This is a genomic window from Pseudomonas sp. LB3P31 (genome assembly GCF_054897945.1).
On the sequence record NZ_CM142710.1, the window covers coordinates 2,518,837 to 2,538,749 of the forward strand.

Here is a 19,913-nt window from a genome sequence, read left to right on the forward strand (position 1 = left end):
CACTCCCCTGTTACAGCTCTCGTAGCAGGGTTTGAAAAACCTGCAAGTTAGCCTGACGAGGCTGCGCTTATGGCTCGATAAGCCGTACGCCGTCTCCTGTAGGAGCGAGCCTGCTCGCGATGGTCGTCAACGATAACGCTGGGTGTCTGAATGCACGCGTTGTCTGGACGTTTTTCGCGAGCGGGCTCGCTCCTACAGCGGGATGCGTTCGGCATGAGCTGCTTCTCGCGAACGTTGTATTTCCCGGCAGCCAGGAATGGCTAGTGGCCGGGGTGGTCGGTTCTACGGGTCCAACTTCGGATGCCAGAAGTTCATAGCCAAGGCGCTGTGACGAGTCATAGCTAGCTATGGCGAGGAACAGCAACGCAGGATATGAGCTTCTGGCGCCGAAGTTGGGCCCGTAGAACCGACCACCCCGGCCACCCACCACACGGGGCTGCGTTCGCCGACCAAGAAAAAAGGAGTCCGCCTGTGGCTATTCGCTATGGCAAAGGGCTGATAGGAGGTGCGGTTGTCGTCGCGCTCCTGGCCCTGCTGGTCCACTGGATCGGCATCAACACGATCGAACATTACCGCGACGATTTGTTGTTTTACCTGCAAGCGCATCTGGTTCTTGTACTCGTCTCCATGCTGGCCGCCCTTGTCGTGGGCATACCCGCCGGCATTTTCCTCAGCCGCCCGACCATGGTTGGCCGCGCTGAACGCTTCATGCAGATCTTCAACATCGGCAATACCGTGCCGCCTCTCGCCGTACTGGCCATCGCCCTTGGGATCCTCGGCATCGGCAGCGGCCCCGCGATCTTCGCCCTGTTCCTCGCCTCGCTGTTGCCGATTGTGCGCAACACCTATGAAGGCCTGAAAAACGTCCAGGGTTCGCTCAAGGAAGCGGCTGTCGGCATTGGCATGACCCCGACCCAGGTGCTGTGGCGGGTCGAACTGCCCAACGCCGTGCCGATCATCATCGGTGGCGTGCGCGTGGCCCTGGCGATCAACGTCGGTACCGCACCGCTGGCCTTCCTGATTGGCGCCAACAGCCTGGGCAGCCTGATTTTCCCAGGCATCGCCCTGAACAATCAGCCGCAACTGCTGCTCGGCGCGGCGTGTACCGCCTTGCTGGCCTTGCTGCTCGACGGCCTGGTGACACTGTCCAGCCGCCTCTGGCTCGAACGCGGCTTGCGCCCGTCTTAAGCCTCGGCAAAGGAATATTTATGAAAAAAGTTACCTTGTTATTAGGCTGCGTCCTGCTGTTCGCAGGATTTGCCCAAGCCGCTGAAAAACCGGTGATCCGCATCGGCGCCCGGGTCTTCACCGAGCAGACCCTGCTGGCTGAAATCACCTCCCAGTACCTGCGCACTAAGGGGTACGACACCCAGGTGACCGGCGGTCTGGGCAGCAACCTCGCGCGCAGTGCCCAGGAAAGTGGCCAGCTGGACCTGATATGGGAATACACCGGCGTCTCGCTGGTGGCTTACAACCACATCACGGACAAACTCGACAGCGCCCAGTCCTACGCGAAAGTGAAGGAACTCGACGCGAAAAAAGGCCTGGTCTGGCTGACCCCGTCGAAATTCAGCAACACCTACGCCCTGGCACTTCCAGAAATCACCGCAAAGGCTTACCCGCAGATCAACACCATCAGTGAGCTGAATGCGGTGCTGCAGGCCGAGCAGAAGGACAATCACCTGGTGGCGCTGGATACCGAGTTCGCCAACCGTTCCGACGGGCTGGCGGGCATGGTTGAGCTGTACGGCATGAACCTGACCCGCAAGAACACCCGCCAGATGGACGCCGGCCTGGTCTACACGGCCTTGCGCAATGGCCAGGTGTTTGCCGGCCTGGTGTACACCACCGACGGTCGCCTGAATGCCTTCAAGCTCAAGTTACTGGAAGACGACAAGCATTACTTCCCGGACTACACCGCCGCACCGGTGGTGCGCCAGGCTTACCTCGACGCCCATCCAAAACTCGCCGAAGAGATCAAGCCACTGGCCGAGCTGTTCGATGACGCGACCATGCGTGCGCTGAATGCGCGGGTCGACGTCGGCCACGAAAGCCCTTCATCCGTTGCCGCAGATTTCCTGCGCCAGCATCCCCTGAACTGAGGAGGAGAAGACATGGAATTTCTGAACGCCTTTTCCCATCTCGACTGGGCGCAGGTTTTACACCTGACCTGGCAGCACATCACCCTGGTCGGCATTGCCGTGACCCTGGCGATCCTGGCCGGTGTGCCGCTGGGCATCCTGATGACGCGCTTCCCGTCGCTGGCCGGCCCGCTGCAGGCCAGTGCCACGGTGCTGCTGACCGTGCCATCGATTGCACTGTTCGGCCTGCTGCTGCCGTTCTACTCGAAATTCGGCCAGGGCCTGGGGCCGATGCCGGCGATCACCGCAGTGTTCCTGTACTCGCTGCTGCCGATCATGCGTAACACCTACCTCGCCCTCACCGGCGTCGAACCCGGTATTCGCGAAGCCGCCCGCGGCATCGGCATGACCTTCGGCCAGCGCCTGCGCATGGTCGAACTGCCGATCGCGGTACCGGTGATCCTCGCCGGGGTGCGCACCGCCGTGGTGATGAACATTGGTGTCATGACCATCGCCGCCACCATCGGTGCCGGCGGCCTGGGTGTACTTATTCTCGCTTCAATCAGCCGCAGCGATATGTCGATGCTGATCGTTGGCGCCGTGCTGGTCAGTCTCCTGGCCATCTTCGCCGACCTGCTTCTGCAATGGCTGCAACGCACGCTGACTCCAAAAGGACTGCTCAAATGATCGAACTTCAAAACCTCAGCAAGACCTTCCAAAGCAACGGCAAAGACGTCAAAGCCGTGGACTCGGTGAGCCTGACCGTCAATGAAGGCGAAATCTGCGTGTTCCTCGGGCCATCGGGCTGCGGCAAAAGCACCACGCTGAAGATGATCAACCGCCTGATCAAGCCGACCTCCGGCAAGATCCTGATCAACGGCGAAGACACCACCGACCTTGACGCCGTGACCCTGCGACGCAACATCGGGTATGTGATCCAGCAGATCGGCCTGTTCCCGAACATGACCATCGAGGAAAACATCACCATCGTCCCGCGCCTGCTGGGCTGGGACAAAAAGAAATGCCACGACCGCGCCCGCGAGTTGATGAGCATGATCAAGCTTGAGCCCAAGCAGTACCTGACTCGCTACCCGCGTGAACTGTCGGGTGGCCAGCAACAGCGGATCGGGGTGATTCGTGCCTTGGCGGCGGATGCACCGTTGCTGTTGATGGACGAACCGTTCGGTGCGGTCGACCCGATCAACCGCGAGATGATCCAGAACGAGTTCTTCGAGATGCAGCGGGCGCTGAACAAGACCGTGATCATGGTCAGCCATGACATCGATGAGGCGATCAAACTGGGCGACAAGATTGCGATCTTCCGTGCCGGCAAACTGTTGCAGATCGACCATCCGGACACCCTGCTGGCGCACCCGGCGGATGACTTTGTCAGCAACTTCGTCGGCCAGGATAGTACGCTCAAGCGCCTGTTGCTGGTGAAGGCCGAAGACGCGGCCGACAACGCGCCATCGGTCAGCCCGGAAACCCCAGTGGCCGACGCCCTGGAGCTGATGGACGAACACGACCGTCGCTATGTCGTGGTCACTGACGGTGAGAACAAGGCGCTCGGTTATGTCCGCCGTCGCGACCTGCACCGCCAGGCCGGTACTTGCGCGCAATACCTGCGCGAGTTCAACGCCACGGCGGCGTTCGACGAGCATTTGCGCATCCTGTTGTCGCGCATGTACGAGTTCAACCGCTCGTGGTTGCCGGTGATGGACGCCGAGCGGGTGTTCCTGGGTGAAGTGACTCAGGAATCGATTGCCGAATACCTGAGCTCCGGCAAGTCTCGTGGGGGCAAGACCAGCATTGTTTCGCCTGCGGAAACTGCGTTGGCCTGATCTGACGTCATCGTCGGAGCGCCGCCCGGAGCAGGCTCGCTCCCACATTGGATCTGTGATGTGCATGCAAACTGTGCATCAGCACAAATCCTCTGTGGGAGCGAGCCTGCTCGCGATTGGGGGCACCACAGTTCCCGCTTGAAACACCTCAAATCTCCCCGCCAGGGGAACATCACATTGTCATGCAGGTCGGTTACATCAGTAACCCATCAGGACCGCACGACGGAAGCGTGCAAAAACGCGACATTTTTTGTTGATCTCGAGCCCCTCACGCCCTAAAGTTCGCGCCGAACGTCCATGCTGGAAACGATCCATCCGGCTCAAGTACTGACGACGAGACAGCAAGGCCAAGGGAAGCACCGCCTCCCATGGCCTTTTTGCTTTCGGCGACATGCCTTGGGAAGTAGGCGAACCAAAGTGGGGATACGGAGGACGTTCATTTACACCCATTGACCAATCAAGTTTGCCCTTAGGAGTCTCCAGCATGTCGATCAACGTCGAAGATTATTTCGAGCGCGCCACTTTTGACAAAATGAAGGCGTTCGCCGACAAGCAAGAAACCCCGTTCGTGGTGATCGACACCGCGATGATCAGCAAGGCCTACGATGACCTGCGCGCCGGTTTCGAGTTCGCCAAAGTCTATTACGCGGTAAAAGCCAACCCGGCCGTCGAGATCATCGACCTGTTGAAAGACAAGGGTTCGAGCTTCGACATCGCCTCCATCTACGAGCTGGACAAGGTGATGGACCGCGGCGTCAGCGCCGACCGTATCAGCTACGGCAACACCATCAAGAAATCCAAAGACATTCGTTATTTCTACGAGAAAGGCGTGCGCCTGTTCTCCACCGACTCTGAAGCCGACCTGCGCAACATCGCCAAGGCTGCGCCGGGCTCGAAGGTTTACGTGCGCATCCTCACCGAAGGCTCGACCACGGCTGACTGGCCTTTGTCGCGCAAATTCGGCTGCCAGACCGACATGGCCATGGACCTGCTGATCCTGGCCCGTGACCTGGGCCTGGTGCCTTACGGCATTTCCTTCCACGTCGGCTCGCAACAGCGCGACATCAGCGTGTGGGACGCGGCGATCGCCAAGGTCAAAGTGATCTTCGAGCGCCTGAAAGAAGAAGACGGCATCGTGCTCAAGCTGATCAACATGGGCGGTGGCTTCCCGGCCAACTACATCACCCGCACCAACAGCCTGGAAACCTACGCTGAAGAAATCATCCGCTTCCTCAAGGAAGACTTCGGTGACGACCTGCCGGAAATCATCCTGGAGCCAGGCCGTTCGCTGATCGCCAACGCCGGCATCCTGGTCAGCGAAGTGGTGCTGGTTGCGCGCAAATCCCGCACCGCGGTCGAGCGCTGGGTATACACGGACGTGGGCAAGTTCTCCGGCCTGATCGAAACCATGGACGAAGCCATCAAGTTTCCGATCTGGACCGAGAAGAAAGGCGAGATGGAAGAAGTGGTCATCGCCGGCCCGACTTGCGACAGCGCCGACATCATGTACGAGAACTACAAATACGGCCTGCCGCTGAACCTGGCGATCGGTGATCGCATGTACTGGCTGTCGACCGGTGCCTACACCACCAGCTACAGCGCGGTGGAATTCAATGGCTTCCCGCCGCTGAAATCGTATTACGTGTAAGCGGTAGTCGCGCAAAACAAAAAGCCCATGACACGTCATGGGTTTTTTTTGAAACGCAATCCCTGTAGGAGCTGCCGCAGGCTGCGATCTTTTGATCTTGTTTTTCAAGGGCAAGATCAAAAGATCGCAGCCTTCGGCAGCTCCTACGGGGGAATTGCGCAGCGCCAGCGATTACAGGGATTCGCGTTCCAGTTCGGACTGGCGTTGGGCGTACTCGGTGGCCAGGGCGCGGATTTGCGGATCGGTGGCGCTCGATAACGTCCTGCTCGCCACCCGCAGGAAATTCAGATTCCCACCAGCCAATGCCTCACGCAACCACTCCAGCGCTTCCCCGACATCGCCCTCATCCGCCAGCACGGCGGCGTAGCTGAACTGCCCGCGAAAATCCCCGCCAACTGCCGAACGTCGATACCAGTCACGCGCCGCCTGCGGATCCATTGGGCAATGCTGCCCCTCTTCCAGATAACGACCCAACAGGTTCATCGATTTCGCATGCCCAAGCCCGGCGGCGCGGTGATATAGCTCCAACGCCTGCGCTTGATCCTCCATCACTCCGCGCCCGGTCGCCCGCAGATTGGCGTAGTTGTACATGGCCCAATCGAGGCCTGCTTCCGCCGCGATTCGATAATGGCTGGCCGCAACCGAAGCATCGGCACTACAACCCCAACCATGCTCATGACAACGCCCTAGCATGTTGCGCGCCATCAGGTGACCGCGCCGGGCAGCGATCTCGAACCAGCGCAGGGCCAGCGGTTGATCCTGCTCGATGCCCTGCCCGTCCAGCAGGATCTGCCCCAGTAACGCCTGGGCGTCGAGCAGGTTTTCCCGGGCCGCGATCAGGATCGCCTGAGCTGCGCGCGCCGGGCTTTCGTCGAGCATGGCCTTGAGCCGATCACCGTCGAGGACTTCCTCGCGGCGCAGTTGAAAAGTCATACCTCGACCCAGCGGCGCAGCAGGTTGTGATAGGTGCCGGTCAGGCGGATCAGTGAAGGGTGGTCGGGCAGGTCCTGGGTCAGCTGGCGGAGCGCCCCGTCCATCTCGAACAGCAGCGCGCGCTGGCTGTCCTCACGCACCAGGCTTTGGGTCCAGAAGAACGAGGCAAAACGCGTCCCGCGGGTGACGGCGTTGACCTTGTGCAGGCTGGTGCCGGGGTACAGAACCATGTCACCTGCCGGCAATTTCACCCGCTGGGTGCCGAAGGTGTCCTGGATCTCCAGCTCGCCGCCGTCATAGTCCTCGGGCTCGCTGAAAAACAGCGTGGCCGACAGGTCAGTGCGCACCCGCTCGATGCTGTTCTGCGGCTGGCGCACGGCGTTGTCGATGTGGAAGTCGAAACTGCCGCCGGCCGTGTAGCAATTGAGCAGTGGCGGAAACACCTTGTGCGGCAAAGCGGCGGACATGAACTGCGGATTTTTCCACAGCCTTTCCAGCATCGCCGCACCGATTTCCTTGGCCAGCGGATGGCCTTCCGGCAGCTGCAGATTGTGCTTGGCCTTGGCTGACTGATAGCCAGCGGTGATCTTGCCGTCTGCCCAATCAGCCTGCTCCAGAGCCTCACGGATGCGCTGCACTTCTTCTTTCGCGAACACGCCGGGAATGTGCAGCAACATGGGGGCAATACCTGAAGGCAAGAGGATGCCAATGGTATTGATTCTTATTGCCTGTGTAAAACCCTCGTGACGAATGAAACAGCAAAAACCGTAAGGTCAAATTGTAAAGAATGTAAATTCAGTGCGAATAGTAATGTTTCGCAATTGATACGAATAACTGTTTACCCTATATTCCGCGACCTCAAATCCTTGGGGAGGGGAATTTCAATGTCACGCCAACAACCACAATTACCTGTCAGTTCACCGCGTTTGCTCGCGTCTGCAATTGGCGTGGCAATCACCGCCGGCTCCGCTGGCCAAATGGTTTTCGCTGCAGAGAAAACCGACGCAAAATCGCCATCCAATGCGATTTCCCTGGACGCCACCGCCATTACCGGCGAAGCCCAGGACGCAACGACCTACAACGTCGAAAAAGCCTCCTCGCCCAAGTACACCGCGCCGCTGGTCGACACTCCGCGCTCGATCACCGTCATCCCGCAACAGGTCCTCAAGGACACCGGCGCCCTGAACATGCAGGACGCGCTGCGCACCGTCCCAGGCATCACCTTCGGTGCCGGTGAAGGCGGCAACCCACAGGGCGACCGTCCGTTCATCCGCGGCTTCGATGCCCAGGGCGATACGTACCTGGACGGCGTGCGGGACACCGGCTCGCAGAGCCGCGAGATCTTCGCGGTCGAGTCGATTGAAGTCAGCAAGGGCCCGAACTCGGCCATTGGCGGCCGTGGCGCTGCTGGTGGCAGCATCAACCTGGTGAGCAAGAAAGCGCACCTGGGCGACTCGCTCGACGGTGGTTTCACTTGGGGCTCGGACCAGACCCAGCGCTACACCTTCGACGGCAACTACCAGTTCACCGACACCGCCGCTGGCCGTCTGAACCTGATGAGCCACGAAAGCAACGTCGCCGGCCGTGACAGCGTCGACTACGACCGCTGGGGCATCGCGCCGTCCGTGGCGTTCGGCCTGGGCACCGACACCCGCGTCAACCTTGATTACTACCATCTGGAAAGCAATGACACCCCGGACTCGGGTATTCCGTACAGCATTCCGGTTGCCGGTTCTGCCGCGCGCACCAAGTCCAACCCGGACACGCCGGACGACGGTGGCCGCAGCAGCAACTTCTACGGCCTGGACGGTCGCGACTTCCGCAAGGGCCGCACCGACACCGCGACCATCGCCATCGAGCACGACCTGACCGATGCGCTGACCGTCAAGAACACCCTGCGCCACGGCAGCAGCATGCAGGATTACATCCTGACCCAGCCGGACGACTCCAAGGGCAACGTCAACAACGGCAGCGTCTGGCGTCGGGCCAACACTCGTGTCAGCAACACTGATACCACCACCAACCAGACTGATCTGTTTGGTGACGTGTATATCGCTGGATTCAAGAACAGCTTTGCGACTGGTATCGAGTTGAGCCACGAAAAGAGCCAGAAATCCTCGTACACCGTCAACACCGATACCACTCCGGGCACCGCCGCAGCGACTACCAACTGCAGCCCTGCGCTGATCGGCGCGCCAAGCGGCTACAACTGCACCTCGCTGTCGAACCCGGACCCGAGTGATCCGTGGAACGGTTCGATCGCGCGTAACTACGCTGGCACCGACACCTCCAGCACCACCCGCGCACTGTACGTGTTCGACACCCTGGAATTGTCTTCGCAATGGCTGGTGAACATGGGCCTGCGCTACGACCACTTCGACACCAAGTACAAGACCTACGACGCTGCCGGCGCGACTGTCGTGACCAATGGCAATGCCTCCAAAGGCAAGGACACCAGCGAGTTCGTCACCGGTCAGTTCGGCGTGGTCTACAAGCCGGCTGAAAACGGCAGCATCTATGCCTCGTACGCTACGTCCGCGACGCCACCGGGCAACACCTTGGGCGAAGGCCAGGAAGGCAACCCGCTGGGTGGCACGCCAGATCGGACCGGCAACCTGCTGAGCAGCGACATGGAGCCGGAAACCACCAAGAACTACGAAATCGGTACCAAGTGGGACCTGCTGAACGATCGCCTGTCCCTGACCGCCGACATCTTCCGCACCGAGAAAGACAACGCTCGCGTGCAAGTGAACACCACGTCTTATGAAAACGTCGGCAAGACTCGCGTGCAAGGTATCGAACTGTCGGCCACCGGCAAGATCACCGAAAAATGGCAAGTCTTCGCTGGGTACGCCTACATGGACAGCGAGCAGGTTGACGGTGGTGACCTGCCGGCCAACCGCGCCAACAACGGCAACGAACTGCCTAACACGCCGAAGAACAGCGCCAGCCTCTGGACCACCTACCAGGTCACGCCGAAGCTGACTGTCGGTGGCGGTGCGTTCTACGTCGACGACGTGTTCGGCAGCGCAGCCAACACCACCATGGTCGATGATTATGTGCGCTACGACGCGATGGTGGCCTACAAGCTGACCAAAAACGTCGACTTGCAATTGAACGTGCAGAACCTGACAGACGAAACCTACTACGACAAAGCTTTCTCGACCCACTTCGCCAACCAGGCGGCGGGCCGTACGGCGTTGTTGAGCACTAACTTCCACTTCTGATAGGAAGTCACCGCAATCCCCTTGTGGGAGCGGGCTTGCTCGCGAAGGCGGTGGGTCAGTCGCAACTGTAGCTGACACACCGCTTTCGCGAGCAAGCCCGCTCCCACAGGGAATGTGTGGTGGAAGCTGAGATCAGGGATTGGCCCCGTTCATCCAGATGAACGGGGCTTTTGTGCGTAATAGCCCAGGCATCCCGTCAACCCACGGCATAATGCGCGCCGTGATGATTATTTTCGAACGAACAAGGCGAGCGACGTGTTGAAGAAAACCCTGTTCCAGCTGCACTGGTTTTTCGGCATCAGCGCCGGGCTGGTCCTTGCCCTCATGGGCATCACCGGGGCAACGGTGTCGTTCCAGGACGAGATCCTGAGCGCGCTGAACCCGTCGGTGCTGCAGGTCGAGAAGCAGGTCGCCGGCGTCCTGCCGCCGGCCGAACTGGTGGAGCGCATCGAAGCCGCGTCCGGCAAGAAAGTCTCGATGCTCAGCGTCGAGACCGACAGCGGTGCGGCGGCCAAAGTGTTCTTCACGCCCAAGCCTGGCGAACGTCGCGGCGAGATGCGCTACTTCGACCCGTACACCGCCGAGTTCATGGGCGACGCCAGTGGTCAGGACTTCTTCGGCCTGATGCTGCAACTGCACCGCTTCCTGGCGATGGGGGATACCGGCCGCCAGATCACCGGAGCCTGCACGCTGATCCTGGTGTTTTTCTGCCTGTCCGGCCTTTATCTGCGCTGGCCGCGCCAGTGGAAAAGCTGGCGCGCCTGGCTGACCCTGGACTGGAAGAAAAAGGGCCGCAGCTTCAACTGGGACCTGCACTCGGTCGCCGGCACCTGGTGCCTGGTGTTCTATCTCCTGGCGGCACTCACCGGTTTGTCGTGGTCCTACGAGTGGTACAACAAGGGCCTGACGCGCCTGCTTTCCGACTCACCGCAAAACGAGCGCGTGCGCGGCGGACGCGCCCCTGCGCCGAGCGGTCCGGCACCGACCGCCGATTACGCGGCAATCTGGAGCAGCATCTACAGTTCCGCAGGTCCGGCACTGAGCGCCTACAACATCCGCATGCCGCCAGTGGCCGGCCAACCGGCGACCGTGTTCTACCTGCTGAACACTTCACCCCACAACCGCGCCCTTAACCAGATCACCCTTGATCCAGCCACCGGCATCGTCAAGCGGCACGACCGCTACAGCGACAAGAGCCTCAAGGCGCAGCTGCTGACCAGCATTTATGCACTGCACGTCGGCAGCTATTTCGGCATTGTCGGGCGGGTGATCCTGACCATCAGCGCGCTGACCATGCCGCTGTTCTTCGTCACCGGCTGGCTGCTGTACCTCGATCGTCGGCGCAAGAAGAAGCAGATCCGCGACGCGCGTAAAGGCCTGGCCCAACCGCTGGTTGATGCGCCGGCCTGGCTGATCGGCTTCGCCAGCCAGAGCGGCTTTGCCGAGCAATTGGCCTGGCAGACTGCCGGCCAATTGCAGGCGGCCGGCTTGCCGGTGAAGGTTCAGCCGCTGGCCAGTGTCAGCGAACAGGACCTGCAGGACTCGCACAACGCCTTGTTTGTGGTCAGCACCTTTGGCGACGGCGAAGCACCGGACAGCGCCCGGGGTTTCGAGCGCAAGGTGCTGGGTCGCGCCATGAGCCTGGAAAGCCTCAATTATGCAGTGCTGGGCCTGGGCGATCGGCAGTATCAACACTTCTGCGGCTTCGCTCGACGCTTGCACAGCTGGTTGGGCGAACACGGCGGCAAGACCCTGTTCGCGCCGGTGGAAGTCGATAGCGGCGACCCCTACGCCTTGCGTCACTGGCAGCAGCAACTCGGCCAGCTGACCGGACAGGCGCCCCTGGACACCTGGCAAGCGCCCAGCTACGACAACTGGACGCTGACCCGCCGCGAACTGATGAACCCGGACAGCAGCGGCGCGCCAGTTTACCTTTTGGGCCTGACCGCCCCCACTGCCAGCGGCTGGCTGGCCGGTGACCTGGTGGAAGTGCTGCCGCGCAACTGCCCATGGGCCATCGAGCATTTCCTCGATGGTCTGGGCATTGACGGCCGGGCCAGCGTGACACTCGACGGCCTGACGCAAACCCTGGAGCAAGCCCTGGCCAGTCGCCAACTGCCGGAGAACCGCGCGCATCTGGTCGGCCTGCACGCCCAGGCGCTGGCGGATGCGCTGGTGCCGCTGGCCATGCGCGAATACTCCATCGCTTCGATCGCCGCCGATGGCGTGCTCGAACTGATCGTGCGCCAGGAAGTGCATGCGGACGGCAGCCTGGGCGTTGGCTCCGGCTGGTTGACCGAGCATGCGCCGGTGGGGGGCACCATCAGCCTGCGGGTGCGGAGCAACAGCAGTTTCCATCTGCCGAGCGAGCCGCTGCCGATGATTCTGCTGGGCAACGGCACCGGCCTGGCCGGGCTGCGCAGTTTGCTCAAGGCGCGGATTGCCGATGGTCAACAGCGGCATTGGCTGCTGTTTGGCGAGCGCAACCGCGAGCAGGATTTCCTCTGTCGCGACGAGCTGCAGGAATGGCTGGTGTCGGGGGATCTGGAGCGCCTGGACCTGGCGTTCTCGCGGGACCAGGCTGAGAAGATCTATGTGCAGGACCGGCTGCGGGAATCGGCGGATCTATTGAAGCAGTGGCTGGCCGATGGCGCGGTAATTTACATCTGCGGCAGCCTGCAGGGCATGGCGTCGGGCGTGGATCACGTGCTCAACGAAGTGCTCGGAATTGAAGCGGTCGACAAGCTGATCGAGCAAGGCCGCTATCGCCGGGATGTTTATTGAAATCCAAAAAAGCACAGGTTGAATATTCACTGTGGGAGCAAAGCTTGCTCGCGATGACGGTATGACATTCAACCCATAGGTTGATTGCTCCGCCGCCATCGCGAGCATCCTGCCCAGCAATCGGAAATTTCACCGCGGTATTGGGGAAACGTCCTAACGCCAACGCCTGTGCGACCCAGGTAGTTTGAGAACCCTCAAAACTACGAAGGGTGAACCATGAAATACGATTTGAAGTTTCAGATCTACGGGATAGACCCGGACAGTGACCGGGCCGAATACGAGATCGGTCTGCCAGCGACTGTTACTGCGCATATCCTGATGCCGATCATGGGTTGGCGTGAAGAAGAGCAAGCCATGGGCAGCCACCCTCTAACTGCCGGGCAAATCAGGGCGATAGAGGGTCTATTGATGTTCAGATTACCCAAGAACCTGATATTGCATATCAGCAGCTACATGTAAGCCTGGCACTCGAACACCGACCTGTAGGAGCCGGCTTGCTGGCGATGGCATCACCTCGGTGTCACTGCCACACCGAGGCGCCTGCATCGCGGGCAAGCCTTGCTCCTACACGGGTTCCAGCGCCAGCTCGACTGCTTCCGGCCTTTTGAGCAGCGCATACGTCACCGCGGTCACCAAGCTCCCCGCCACGATCGCCAGCAGATACAGCAACGCATGATTGATCGCGTTCGGAATCGCCAGCACAAACAACCCACCGTGCGGCGCCATCAGCTTGCAGCCGAAGTACATCGACAACGCACCGGTCAACGCACCGCCGGCGATGCTCGCTGGGATCACCCGTAGCGGGTCCTTGGCGGCGAACGGAATGGCGCCTTCGGAAATGAAGCACAACCCCAATACCAACGCCGCTTTACCCGCCTCCCGCTCGGTCTGGGCAAACTTGCGCCGGGCGATGAAGGTAGCGATGCCCAGCCCGATCGGCGGCACCATGCCGGCGGCCATGGTCGCGGCCATGGGTGCATAACTCTGCGACGCCAACAGGCCCACCGAGAACGCATAGGCTGCCTTGTTGATCGGCCCGCCGAGGTCGACGCACATCATTCCACCGAGCAATACGCCCAGCAGGATCGCGTTGGTGGTGCCCATGCTGTCGAGGAAGTGCGTGAGCCCTTCGAGCATCCCTGCCACCGGTTTGCCAACCACGTAGATCATCACCAGGCCGGTGAACAGGCTGGCCAGCAAAGGAATGATCAGGATCGGTTTAAGCGCTTCGAGACTCTGCGGCAAGCGCGCATAGCGGTTGATCGCCTGGGCCGCGTAGCCGGCGATGAAACCGGCAATGATCCCGCCGATGAAACCGGCACCCAGGGTGCTCGCCAGCATGCCGCCGATCATCCCCGGCGCGAGGCCCGGGCGGTCGGCGATCGAGTAGGCAATGTAACCCGCCAACAGCGGCACCATCAGTTTGAAGGCCGTGTCGCCGCCAATCTGCATCAGGGCAGCCGCCAGGGTGCCCTCTTCCTTGAACGCGGTGATGCCGAACACGAACGACAGGGCAATCATCAGACCACCCGCCACCACCATCGGCAGCATGAACGACACGCCGGTCAGCAAGTGCTTGTAGACGCCGGTCTTCTCCTGTTTCACCGGGCCCTGGCTACCGCTGGCGGCGCTTTCCTGCTTGCCGTCGGCCAAGGCTTTGTTCAGCGTCGCCTCGGCTTGCTTCAAGGCGATACCGGTGCCGCAACGGTAGATTTTCTTCCCGGCAAATCGCTCCGTAGCAACCTCGATGTCGCAGGCCAACAACACCACATCGGCCTCGGCGATCGCGTCAGCGCTCAGCGGATTGCGCGCGCCGACCGAACCCTGGGTTTCGACTTGCAGGTCGTAGCCCAGGCGCTTGGCCGCTTGCTGCAAGGCTTCGGCGGCCATAAAGGTGTGGGCGACTCCTGTCGGGCAGGCGGTAATCGCCACCAGTCTTGGAGTCTTCTGGCCGGCGGTCAGCGGCTCGGCGACGGCGTCGGGCGCCACGTATATCTGCGCCTCATCTGCGCCTTTGCGCAGCACTGCTTCAACATCCTGCAGGGCCTGGGCCGGCGTGCTCTGGAATACGCGCTTACCGATGAATCGCGACATGTCCACAGGTGCGCTGGTGACCAGCAATACCCATTCGGCCGACTCAAGAGTGGCCGCTGACAATTGACGCTCAGGGTGCGCCGCATCGGTCACCTCGACGCTGGTGCTCCAGCCCTGGCGCTGCGCTGCCGCATCCAGCAGGCGCGCGCACAGCACACTGGTGACCATGCCGTTGGGGCAGGCCGTAACAATGGCTAACTTCATGACAAACCCTCTTATTGTTCTGTCAGGGGGCGTACGCGCACACCCTGTTCGAGCCGCGCCAATTGCGCGGTATCGCCAATGCCGAAACCGATCTGGGTGACGGCCATCGCCGCAATCGCCGTGGCGGTGCGCAAGGTCTGTTCAGGTGTATCGGCGCTGAGCAAACCGTGGAGCATGCCGGCCAGCAATGAGTCTCCCGCGCCCACCGTACTGGCGACGCTGACCTTGGGCGGCGTGGCGTGCATCGCCGAGCCGACACTGAACCAGTTAACGCCTTCCGCTCCGTGGGAAATCACCACGTGCTCGATGCCCTGGGCGTGCAAGCGGCTCGCCACTTCAGCTTGGGCAGCCACCGACTGCACGTCGCAATCGAGCACTTGCGCAAGTTCTTCGGTATTGGGCTTGATCAGCCAGGGACCGGCCTTGAGGGCAGCGCGCAAGGCTTCGCCACTGGTGTCGAGGGCAACGTTCAACCCGAGTTCCTTGAGGCGCAAGATCAGCGCCTGCAACCACTGCGGGCTGACACCCTGGGGCAGGCTTCCGGCGACGACCACCGCGTCATGCCCGGGGGCAATCTGCTCCAGACGATCTAGCAGCGCCTGCTGCGCCACCGCACTGACCCGGGGTCCCGGACCGTTGACATCGGTAATGCGGCCGTCGCTTTCAGCCAGCTTGATGTTGCTGCGGGTCTCGCCCGGGACGCGGATGAAGGCGTCGACAAATCCGCGCTTGGCAAACAAAGTTTCGAACGCCTGGGGATTGTCTTCACCGAGGAATCCACTGACGGTCACCTGGTGCCCGAGGTCCGCCAGCACCTGCGCCACATTCACGCCCTTGCCGGCGGCGTGGGTGAGCATCTCGTCACTGCGGTTGACCTGGCCGGGTTCGAGGCGCGGCAGCTGAACGGTGAGGTCCAGCGCCGGATTAAGGGTCAGGGTGAGGATCTTGGCCATTACAGGGCCTCCACTAATGCGCGTACTTCACTCGCGCTGCCGACGGTCAGGGCTTGTCGGGCAACGGTTTGTGCCTGGGTGAGGCTGAGCTCGCGGATGCGCGCCTTGACCTCGGCGATGCTGCGACCGGAGACGCTCAACTCATCCACGCCAAGGCCGACCAGCACCGGCACCGCCAGCGGATCGGCGGCCAGCTCGCCGCACACACCGACCCATTTGCCGTGGGCATGGGCCGCACGCACGGTGATGTCGATCAGTTGCAGTACCGCCGGGTGCAGACCGTCCGCCTGCGCCGACAGCGTCGGATGGCCGCGATCGATGGCCAGGGTGTACTGGGTCAGGTCGTTGGTGCCGATGCTGAAAAAGTCGACCTCCCTGGCCAATACCGGCGCCAGCAACGCAGCCGACGGCACTTCGATCATGATCCCCAGTTGCAGGTCCGCCACCGGAATTTCCAGGCGCAGGCGCTCGGTCATGTCCCGGGCCTGACGCCACTCGTCGACGCTGCCGACCATGGGAAACATGATGCGCAGAGGGCGGTTGTCAGCGGCCCGCAGCAAGGCGCGCAATTGCGCCTCCATGACTTTGGGGCGTTGCAGGGTCAGGCGAATGCCGCGCACTCCGAGGAACGGGTTTTCCTCCTTGGCGATCGGCCAATACGGCAGCGGCTTGTCGCCGCCGACATCCAGGGTGCGTACTACCAGCGGCCGACCCGCCAGGCCATCGAGCACCCGGCGATATTCCACCTCTTGCGTGGCCTCGTCCGGCAGTTGCGGATGGGCCATGAAAATCAGTTCGGTACGCAGCAGACCAATGCCTTCGGCGCCCTGCTCGACCGCACTGGTCACGCCCGCGCTTTCGCCAATGTTGGCGAATACTTCAACGGCGTGGCCGTCGGTGGTCAGCGCCGGCTGGTGACGCTGCTCGGCCGCAGCCTTGAGGCGTTGTTCGCGGCTGTCACGTTCGGCGATTGCGCGCTCCAGGGTCGCCGCATCGGCATCCACGTGCAGGCGACCGCGCTGTCCATCCAGCAGCAACGGCGTACCCGGCGCCAGCAACAACACTGCAGCCCCGGCACCGACCAGAGCCGGGATACCCAGGGCGCGGGCGACGATTGCACTGTGCGCCGTGGCGCCCCCGCGAGCAGTAAGGATGCCGGCCACGCGTGCCGGATCGAGCCGCGCCACATCCGAAGGACCGACTTCGTCCATCACCAGGATGTAAGGCTGTTCCGGCTCGCTCGGGGTTTCGACGCCGCTGAGTTGCGCCAGCACCCGGCGGCCGATGTCGCGCAGGTCGGCAGCACGCTCTGCAAGCAAGGCGTCCTGCAGTGATTCCTGTTGCCGGGCGGCCGCTTCGATCACCGCCATCCACGCCGCTTCGGCGCTTTCGCCCTGCTTGAGGCGAGTGTCGACTTCATCGGTGAGTTCCGGGTCGTCGAGCATTTCCTGGTGGGTGATGAAAATCTCGCGGATGGCCTTGGCCTTGCTGCGCTCGATCAGGCCTTGTATGTCCTGCCGCACCTGGGATAACGCCTGCTTGAGACGCTCGCGCTCGATGGCGGCGGACTCTCCGCGCAGCGGATAGTCGATGGTTTGCAGCACCTGGATATGCGCCGGGCCGATGGCAATCCCGGGGGCAGCGGCAATCGCGTGAATCACGCTACCGGATGCCGGCGCCAGCAGCACTTCGGCAATGTCGGCGAGCACTTCACGCTGCTGGCTGACGGCTGGCAGAGGCTCGACTTCTTCGCCAAGCCCTTCCTCGATCGCGGCCAGCAAAGCCGGCAAGGCGTCCGCGGCAATTCCCGGCTCGGCGACAAACTCCAGCACCTGGCCGCGCCGGGCGCCGAGGCTCAGCAGCTTGCTCAAACTTTTAACCGACACAGCACTGTCCTGACCATCGACAATACGCACACGGATTTCGCCTTCAAAGCTTTTCGCCAACTGCGCGAGGATTTTCGCCGGGCGGGCGTGCAAGCCATGGGCGTTGGCCAGGGCGATTCGCGCGCTCGGCCAATCGACAGGCAACTCACCGCCGAGTACCTCGAGGACTTTGCGACTGCTGGTGGCGCGGCCCAATTCATGGCCACGGCCTTCGATCAGCAACGCACACAGGCGCTCGAGCAAGGCTTGATGCGCCTCACCCAGGCTTGCCAGGCAAAACAGGCCGCTCAGTGGCTGGCCGAGATAACGCATCGGCTTGTCCGGCGTGACAAAGGCCAGGCCCGGGCGCTTCACCGTCTGTTCACTGTGCAGCCACCACAACCCGTCACCCAGCGGCAAGGCTTCGACCTGCTGCAACACGGCGGCGAAACCATTGCTCACACAATCTGCCTGGCGCAGCAAACGCGCGCCGCGCCATACCAGTTCTTCAAAGTCATCGGCGGACACGCCCAGGCCGATCATCTGCGCGTCCAGCGCCAGCTCCTGCGGCGCGCCTTGCAGCAGCTTGAGCAAGGCTTCGGCGCTACTGGCACGGCGCAGCGCCTGGCCCAGGTCGGTTTCACCGAGGGCGCGGGTCAGCAGTTGCAGCAAGCGCAGGTGTTCGTCGGATTTGGCGGCGATACCGATCGCCAGGTAGACGATCTGGCCATCGCCCCAGTCCACCCCTTCGGGGAACTGCATCAGGCGTACACCGGTGGAAAATACCTGGTCGCGGGTATCCGGCGTGCCGTGGGGAATGGCAATACCCTGACCTAGAAAGGTCGAGCCCTGGGCTTCCCGGGCCTGCAAGCCGGCGAGATAACCCTCGGCAACCAGACCATCGGCAACCAGGTGCTGCGCCAGCAGACGCAACGCTGCGGATTTATCCACGGCCGACTGACCCATGGATATCTGCTCAATAGTGAGCTCGAGCATGCTTTCTCCTTTTTGGCGCCTTTGAGACACCAGGTATTGTTTTGGATAGTTCAGCTTAGGCGCTTGTTGATCAAATTTGGCAGTTTCACGGCAGAACTGGCCAAAGCTCCTAAAGCGTAGAAAATACGCCTGCTGAAACGTTTAATCTAGAAAGATTGGCACGTTACTCGATTATGTCCCATCCTTGAAGTCCAACTCGTCGCAAGCGCTGCGACAATGGTCGCCTGCCTGAATCGGGTAGGATTGACGAAAATGTCGGGGCAAGCTCGAATAAACAAGGAAATCCCGAGTTGAAACTCAGTGATATTGCACAGTTGGCCGGCGTCTCCGTGACCACCGCCAGTTATGTCATCAATGGCAAGGCCGAGCAGCAACGGATCAGCCGCGCCACGGTCGAGCGCGTGCAAGCCGTAGTCGAACAGCACGGCTTCACGCCTAATCCGCAAGCGGCAGGTTTGCGCAGCCGGCACACTCGCACCCTCGGGTTCATTCTGCCGGATCTGGAAAACCCCAGTTACGCGCGAATCGCCAAACTGCTCGAACAGGGTGCGCGGGCCCGCGGCTATCAGCTGCTGATCGCCAGCTCCGACGATGCACCGGACAGCGAACGGCAATTGCTGCAGCTGTTCCGTGCGCGGCGCTGCGACGCGCTTATCGTCGCCAGTTGCCTGCCCAGTGGCGATGACAGCTATCGCCAGCTGCAAGCCAAGGGTATCCCGATCATTGCGATCGACCGGGTCATGGAGCCGGAACATTTCTGCTCGGTGGTCAGTGACGACCGCGAAGCCGCCTTGCAACTGACTCGCAGCCTCCTGCAGCCGCTGCCCAAGCAGATCGCCCTGATTGGCGCTCGCCCCGAACTGAGCATCAGCCAGGCACGTGCAGCAGGTTTCAAGGAAGCGCTGGCCGGGTTCAGCGGCGAGGTGCTGATCGAACACGGCGAGTCTTTCAGCCGCGAGTGCGGCAAGCAGTTGATGGAGGAAATGCTGCAGCGCCTGGGGCATCTGCCGGATGCGCTGGTCACCACTTCCTATGTGCTTTTACAGGGCGTGTTCGATGCACTGCACGACTTCCCCCTGAAATCCCGACCGTTGCGCCTTGGCACATTTGGCGATACGCAATTGCTCGATTTCCTGCCACTGCCGGTGAATGCCATGGCCCAGCAACATCAGCTGATCGCCGACAAGGCCCTGGAACTGGCGTTGGCCGCTATCGAGCAATCGGACTACCAGCCCGGCGTGCAGGCCATCGCCCGGACCTTCAAGCAGCGTATTCGTCAGGACTGAA

The 19,913-nt window shown here is 61.7% G+C and carries 14 protein-coding genes; 9 read left to right on the forward strand and 5 right to left on the reverse strand.

Translation table 11 applies throughout. The features are described 5' to 3' along the window. Window positions 1–471 precede the first annotated feature (471 nt). The 5 genes from ACYZTK_RS11520 to ACYZTK_RS11540 all read left to right on the forward strand — a co-directional run bounded on the left by ACYZTK_RS11520 (window position 472) and on the right by ACYZTK_RS11540 (window position 5,570). Window positions 472–1,188 carry an ABC transporter permease gene (locus ACYZTK_RS11520; protein ID WP_462014550.1) on the forward strand — a complete coding sequence of 239 codons (717 nt, stop codon included), beginning with the start codon at window positions 472–474 and terminating at the stop codon, window positions 1,186–1,188. 20 nt (window positions 1,189–1,208) lie between these two features. Then, entirely contained in the window at window positions 1,209–2,102 is an 894-nt protein-coding gene (locus ACYZTK_RS11525; RefSeq protein ID WP_462014551.1) for a glycine betaine ABC transporter substrate-binding protein, read from the forward strand. A gap of 12 nt (window positions 2,103–2,114) precedes the next feature. Continuing rightward, window positions 2,115–2,768 (forward strand): ABC transporter permease, encoded by a 654-nt coding sequence (locus ACYZTK_RS11530; protein WP_462014552.1) that lies wholly within the window; start codon window positions 2,115–2,117, stop codon window positions 2,766–2,768. Beyond that, window positions 2,765–3,922: an osmoprotectant ABC transporter ATP-binding protein OsmV gene (locus tag ACYZTK_RS11535; RefSeq protein WP_462014553.1), complete on the forward strand. Its 1,158-nt coding sequence runs from the start codon at window positions 2,765–2,767 to the stop codon at window positions 3,920–3,922. The genes ACYZTK_RS11530 and ACYZTK_RS11535 overlap by 4 nt, the downstream gene beginning before the upstream one ends. A 484-nt stretch (window positions 3,923–4,406) precedes the next feature. Beyond that, window positions 4,407–5,570 carry a type III PLP-dependent enzyme gene (locus tag ACYZTK_RS11540; protein ID WP_462014554.1) on the forward strand — a complete coding sequence of 388 codons (1,164 nt, stop codon included), beginning with the start codon at window positions 4,407–4,409 and terminating at the stop codon, window positions 5,568–5,570. 171 nt (window positions 5,571–5,741) lie between these two features. On the opposite strand, the gene ACYZTK_RS11545 is transcribed toward ACYZTK_RS11540, so the two are convergent. Further along, window positions 5,742–6,503, reverse strand: a complete 762-nt coding sequence (locus tag ACYZTK_RS11545; protein WP_462014555.1) for a tetratricopeptide repeat protein — start codon at window positions 6,501–6,503, stop codon at window positions 5,742–5,744. Beyond that, window positions 6,500–7,180, reverse strand: coding sequence for a Fe2+-dependent dioxygenase (locus tag ACYZTK_RS11550; protein WP_462014556.1), 681 nt, complete (start codon window positions 7,178–7,180; stop codon window positions 6,500–6,502). The genes ACYZTK_RS11545 and ACYZTK_RS11550 overlap by 4 nt, the downstream gene beginning before the upstream one ends. A gap of 207 nt (window positions 7,181–7,387) precedes the next feature. On the opposite strand from ACYZTK_RS11550, the gene ACYZTK_RS11555 reads away from it, so the two are divergent. From ACYZTK_RS11555 to ACYZTK_RS11565, 3 genes are all read left to right on the forward strand, one after another. Beyond that, the gene (locus ACYZTK_RS11555) at window positions 7,388–9,730 is read left to right on the forward strand and encodes a TonB-dependent receptor (RefSeq protein WP_462014557.1); all 2,343 of its coding nucleotides are present in this window, start codon (window positions 7,388–7,390) and stop codon (window positions 9,728–9,730) included. 255 nt (window positions 9,731–9,985) lie between these two features. Further along, a complete protein-coding gene (locus ACYZTK_RS11560) occupies window positions 9,986–12,514 on the forward strand; it encodes a PepSY domain-containing protein (protein ID WP_462014558.1) in 2,529 nt (842 codons plus the stop codon). Window positions 12,515–12,730: 216 nt separating this feature from the next. Further along, window positions 12,731–12,973 (forward strand): pyocin S6 family toxin immunity protein, encoded by a 243-nt coding sequence (locus ACYZTK_RS11565; RefSeq protein WP_462014559.1) that lies wholly within the window; start codon window positions 12,731–12,733, stop codon window positions 12,971–12,973. 105 nt (window positions 12,974–13,078) lie between these two features. On the opposite strand, the gene ACYZTK_RS11570 is transcribed toward ACYZTK_RS11565, so the two are convergent. The 3 genes from ACYZTK_RS11570 to ptsP are packed head-to-tail and all read right to left on the reverse strand — an operon-like array spanning window position 13,079 to window position 18,626. Continuing rightward, window positions 13,079–14,812, reverse strand: a complete 1,734-nt coding sequence (locus ACYZTK_RS11570; RefSeq protein WP_462014560.1) for a PTS fructose-like transporter subunit IIB — start codon at window positions 14,810–14,812, stop codon at window positions 13,079–13,081. An 11-nt stretch (window positions 14,813–14,823) separates the two neighbouring features. Beyond that, on the reverse strand, window positions 14,824–15,765 hold the full coding sequence (gene pfkB / locus ACYZTK_RS11575; RefSeq protein ID WP_462014561.1) for a 1-phosphofructokinase: 942 nt from the start codon (window positions 15,763–15,765) through the stop codon (window positions 14,824–14,826). Beyond that, on the reverse strand, window positions 15,765–18,626 hold the full coding sequence (gene ptsP, locus ACYZTK_RS11580) for a phosphoenolpyruvate--protein phosphotransferase (protein ID WP_462014562.1): 2,862 nt from the start codon (window positions 18,624–18,626) through the stop codon (window positions 15,765–15,767). The genes pfkB and ptsP overlap by 1 nt, the downstream gene beginning before the upstream one ends. Before the next feature lie 290 nt (window positions 18,627–18,916). Here ptsP and cra point away from each other — a divergent pair, with 290 nt between their 5' ends. Beyond that, window positions 18,917–19,912, forward strand: a complete 996-nt coding sequence (cra, locus tag ACYZTK_RS11585; protein ID WP_462014563.1) for a catabolite repressor/activator — start codon at window positions 18,917–18,919, stop codon at window positions 19,910–19,912. Window position 19,913: the final 1 nt, after the last annotated feature.

Coding starts and splice junctions, on each gene's coding strand:
- ACYZTK_RS11545 (WP_462014555.1), bottom strand. CDS start 6,503: ATGACTTTTCAACTGCGCCGCGAGGAAGTCCTCGACGGTGATCGGCTC.
- ACYZTK_RS11565 (WP_462014559.1), top strand. CDS start 12,731: ATGAAATACGATTTGAAGTTTCAGATCTACGGGATAGACCCGGACAGT.
- ACYZTK_RS11530 (WP_462014552.1), top strand. CDS start 2,115: ATGGAATTTCTGAACGCCTTTTCCCATCTCGACTGGGCGCAGGTTTTA.
- pfkB (WP_462014561.1), bottom strand. CDS start 15,765: ATGGCCAAGATCCTCACCCTGACCCTTAATCCGGCGCTGGACCTCACC.
- ACYZTK_RS11555 (WP_462014557.1), top strand. CDS start 7,388: ATGTCACGCCAACAACCACAATTACCTGTCAGTTCACCGCGTTTGCTC.
- ACYZTK_RS11570 (WP_462014560.1), bottom strand. CDS start 14,812: ATGAAGTTAGCCATTGTTACGGCCTGCCCCAACGGCATGGTCACCAGT.
- ACYZTK_RS11550 (WP_462014556.1), bottom strand. CDS start 7,180: ATGTTGCTGCACATTCCCGGCGTGTTCGCGAAAGAAGAAGTGCAGCGC.
- ACYZTK_RS11540 (WP_462014554.1), top strand. CDS start 4,407: ATGTCGATCAACGTCGAAGATTATTTCGAGCGCGCCACTTTTGACAAA.
- ACYZTK_RS11535 (WP_462014553.1), top strand. CDS start 2,765: ATGATCGAACTTCAAAACCTCAGCAAGACCTTCCAAAGCAACGGCAAA.
- ACYZTK_RS11525 (WP_462014551.1), top strand. CDS start 1,209: ATGAAAAAAGTTACCTTGTTATTAGGCTGCGTCCTGCTGTTCGCAGGA.
- ptsP (WP_462014562.1), bottom strand. CDS start 18,626: ATGCTCGAGCTCACTATTGAGCAGATATCCATGGGTCAGTCGGCCGTG.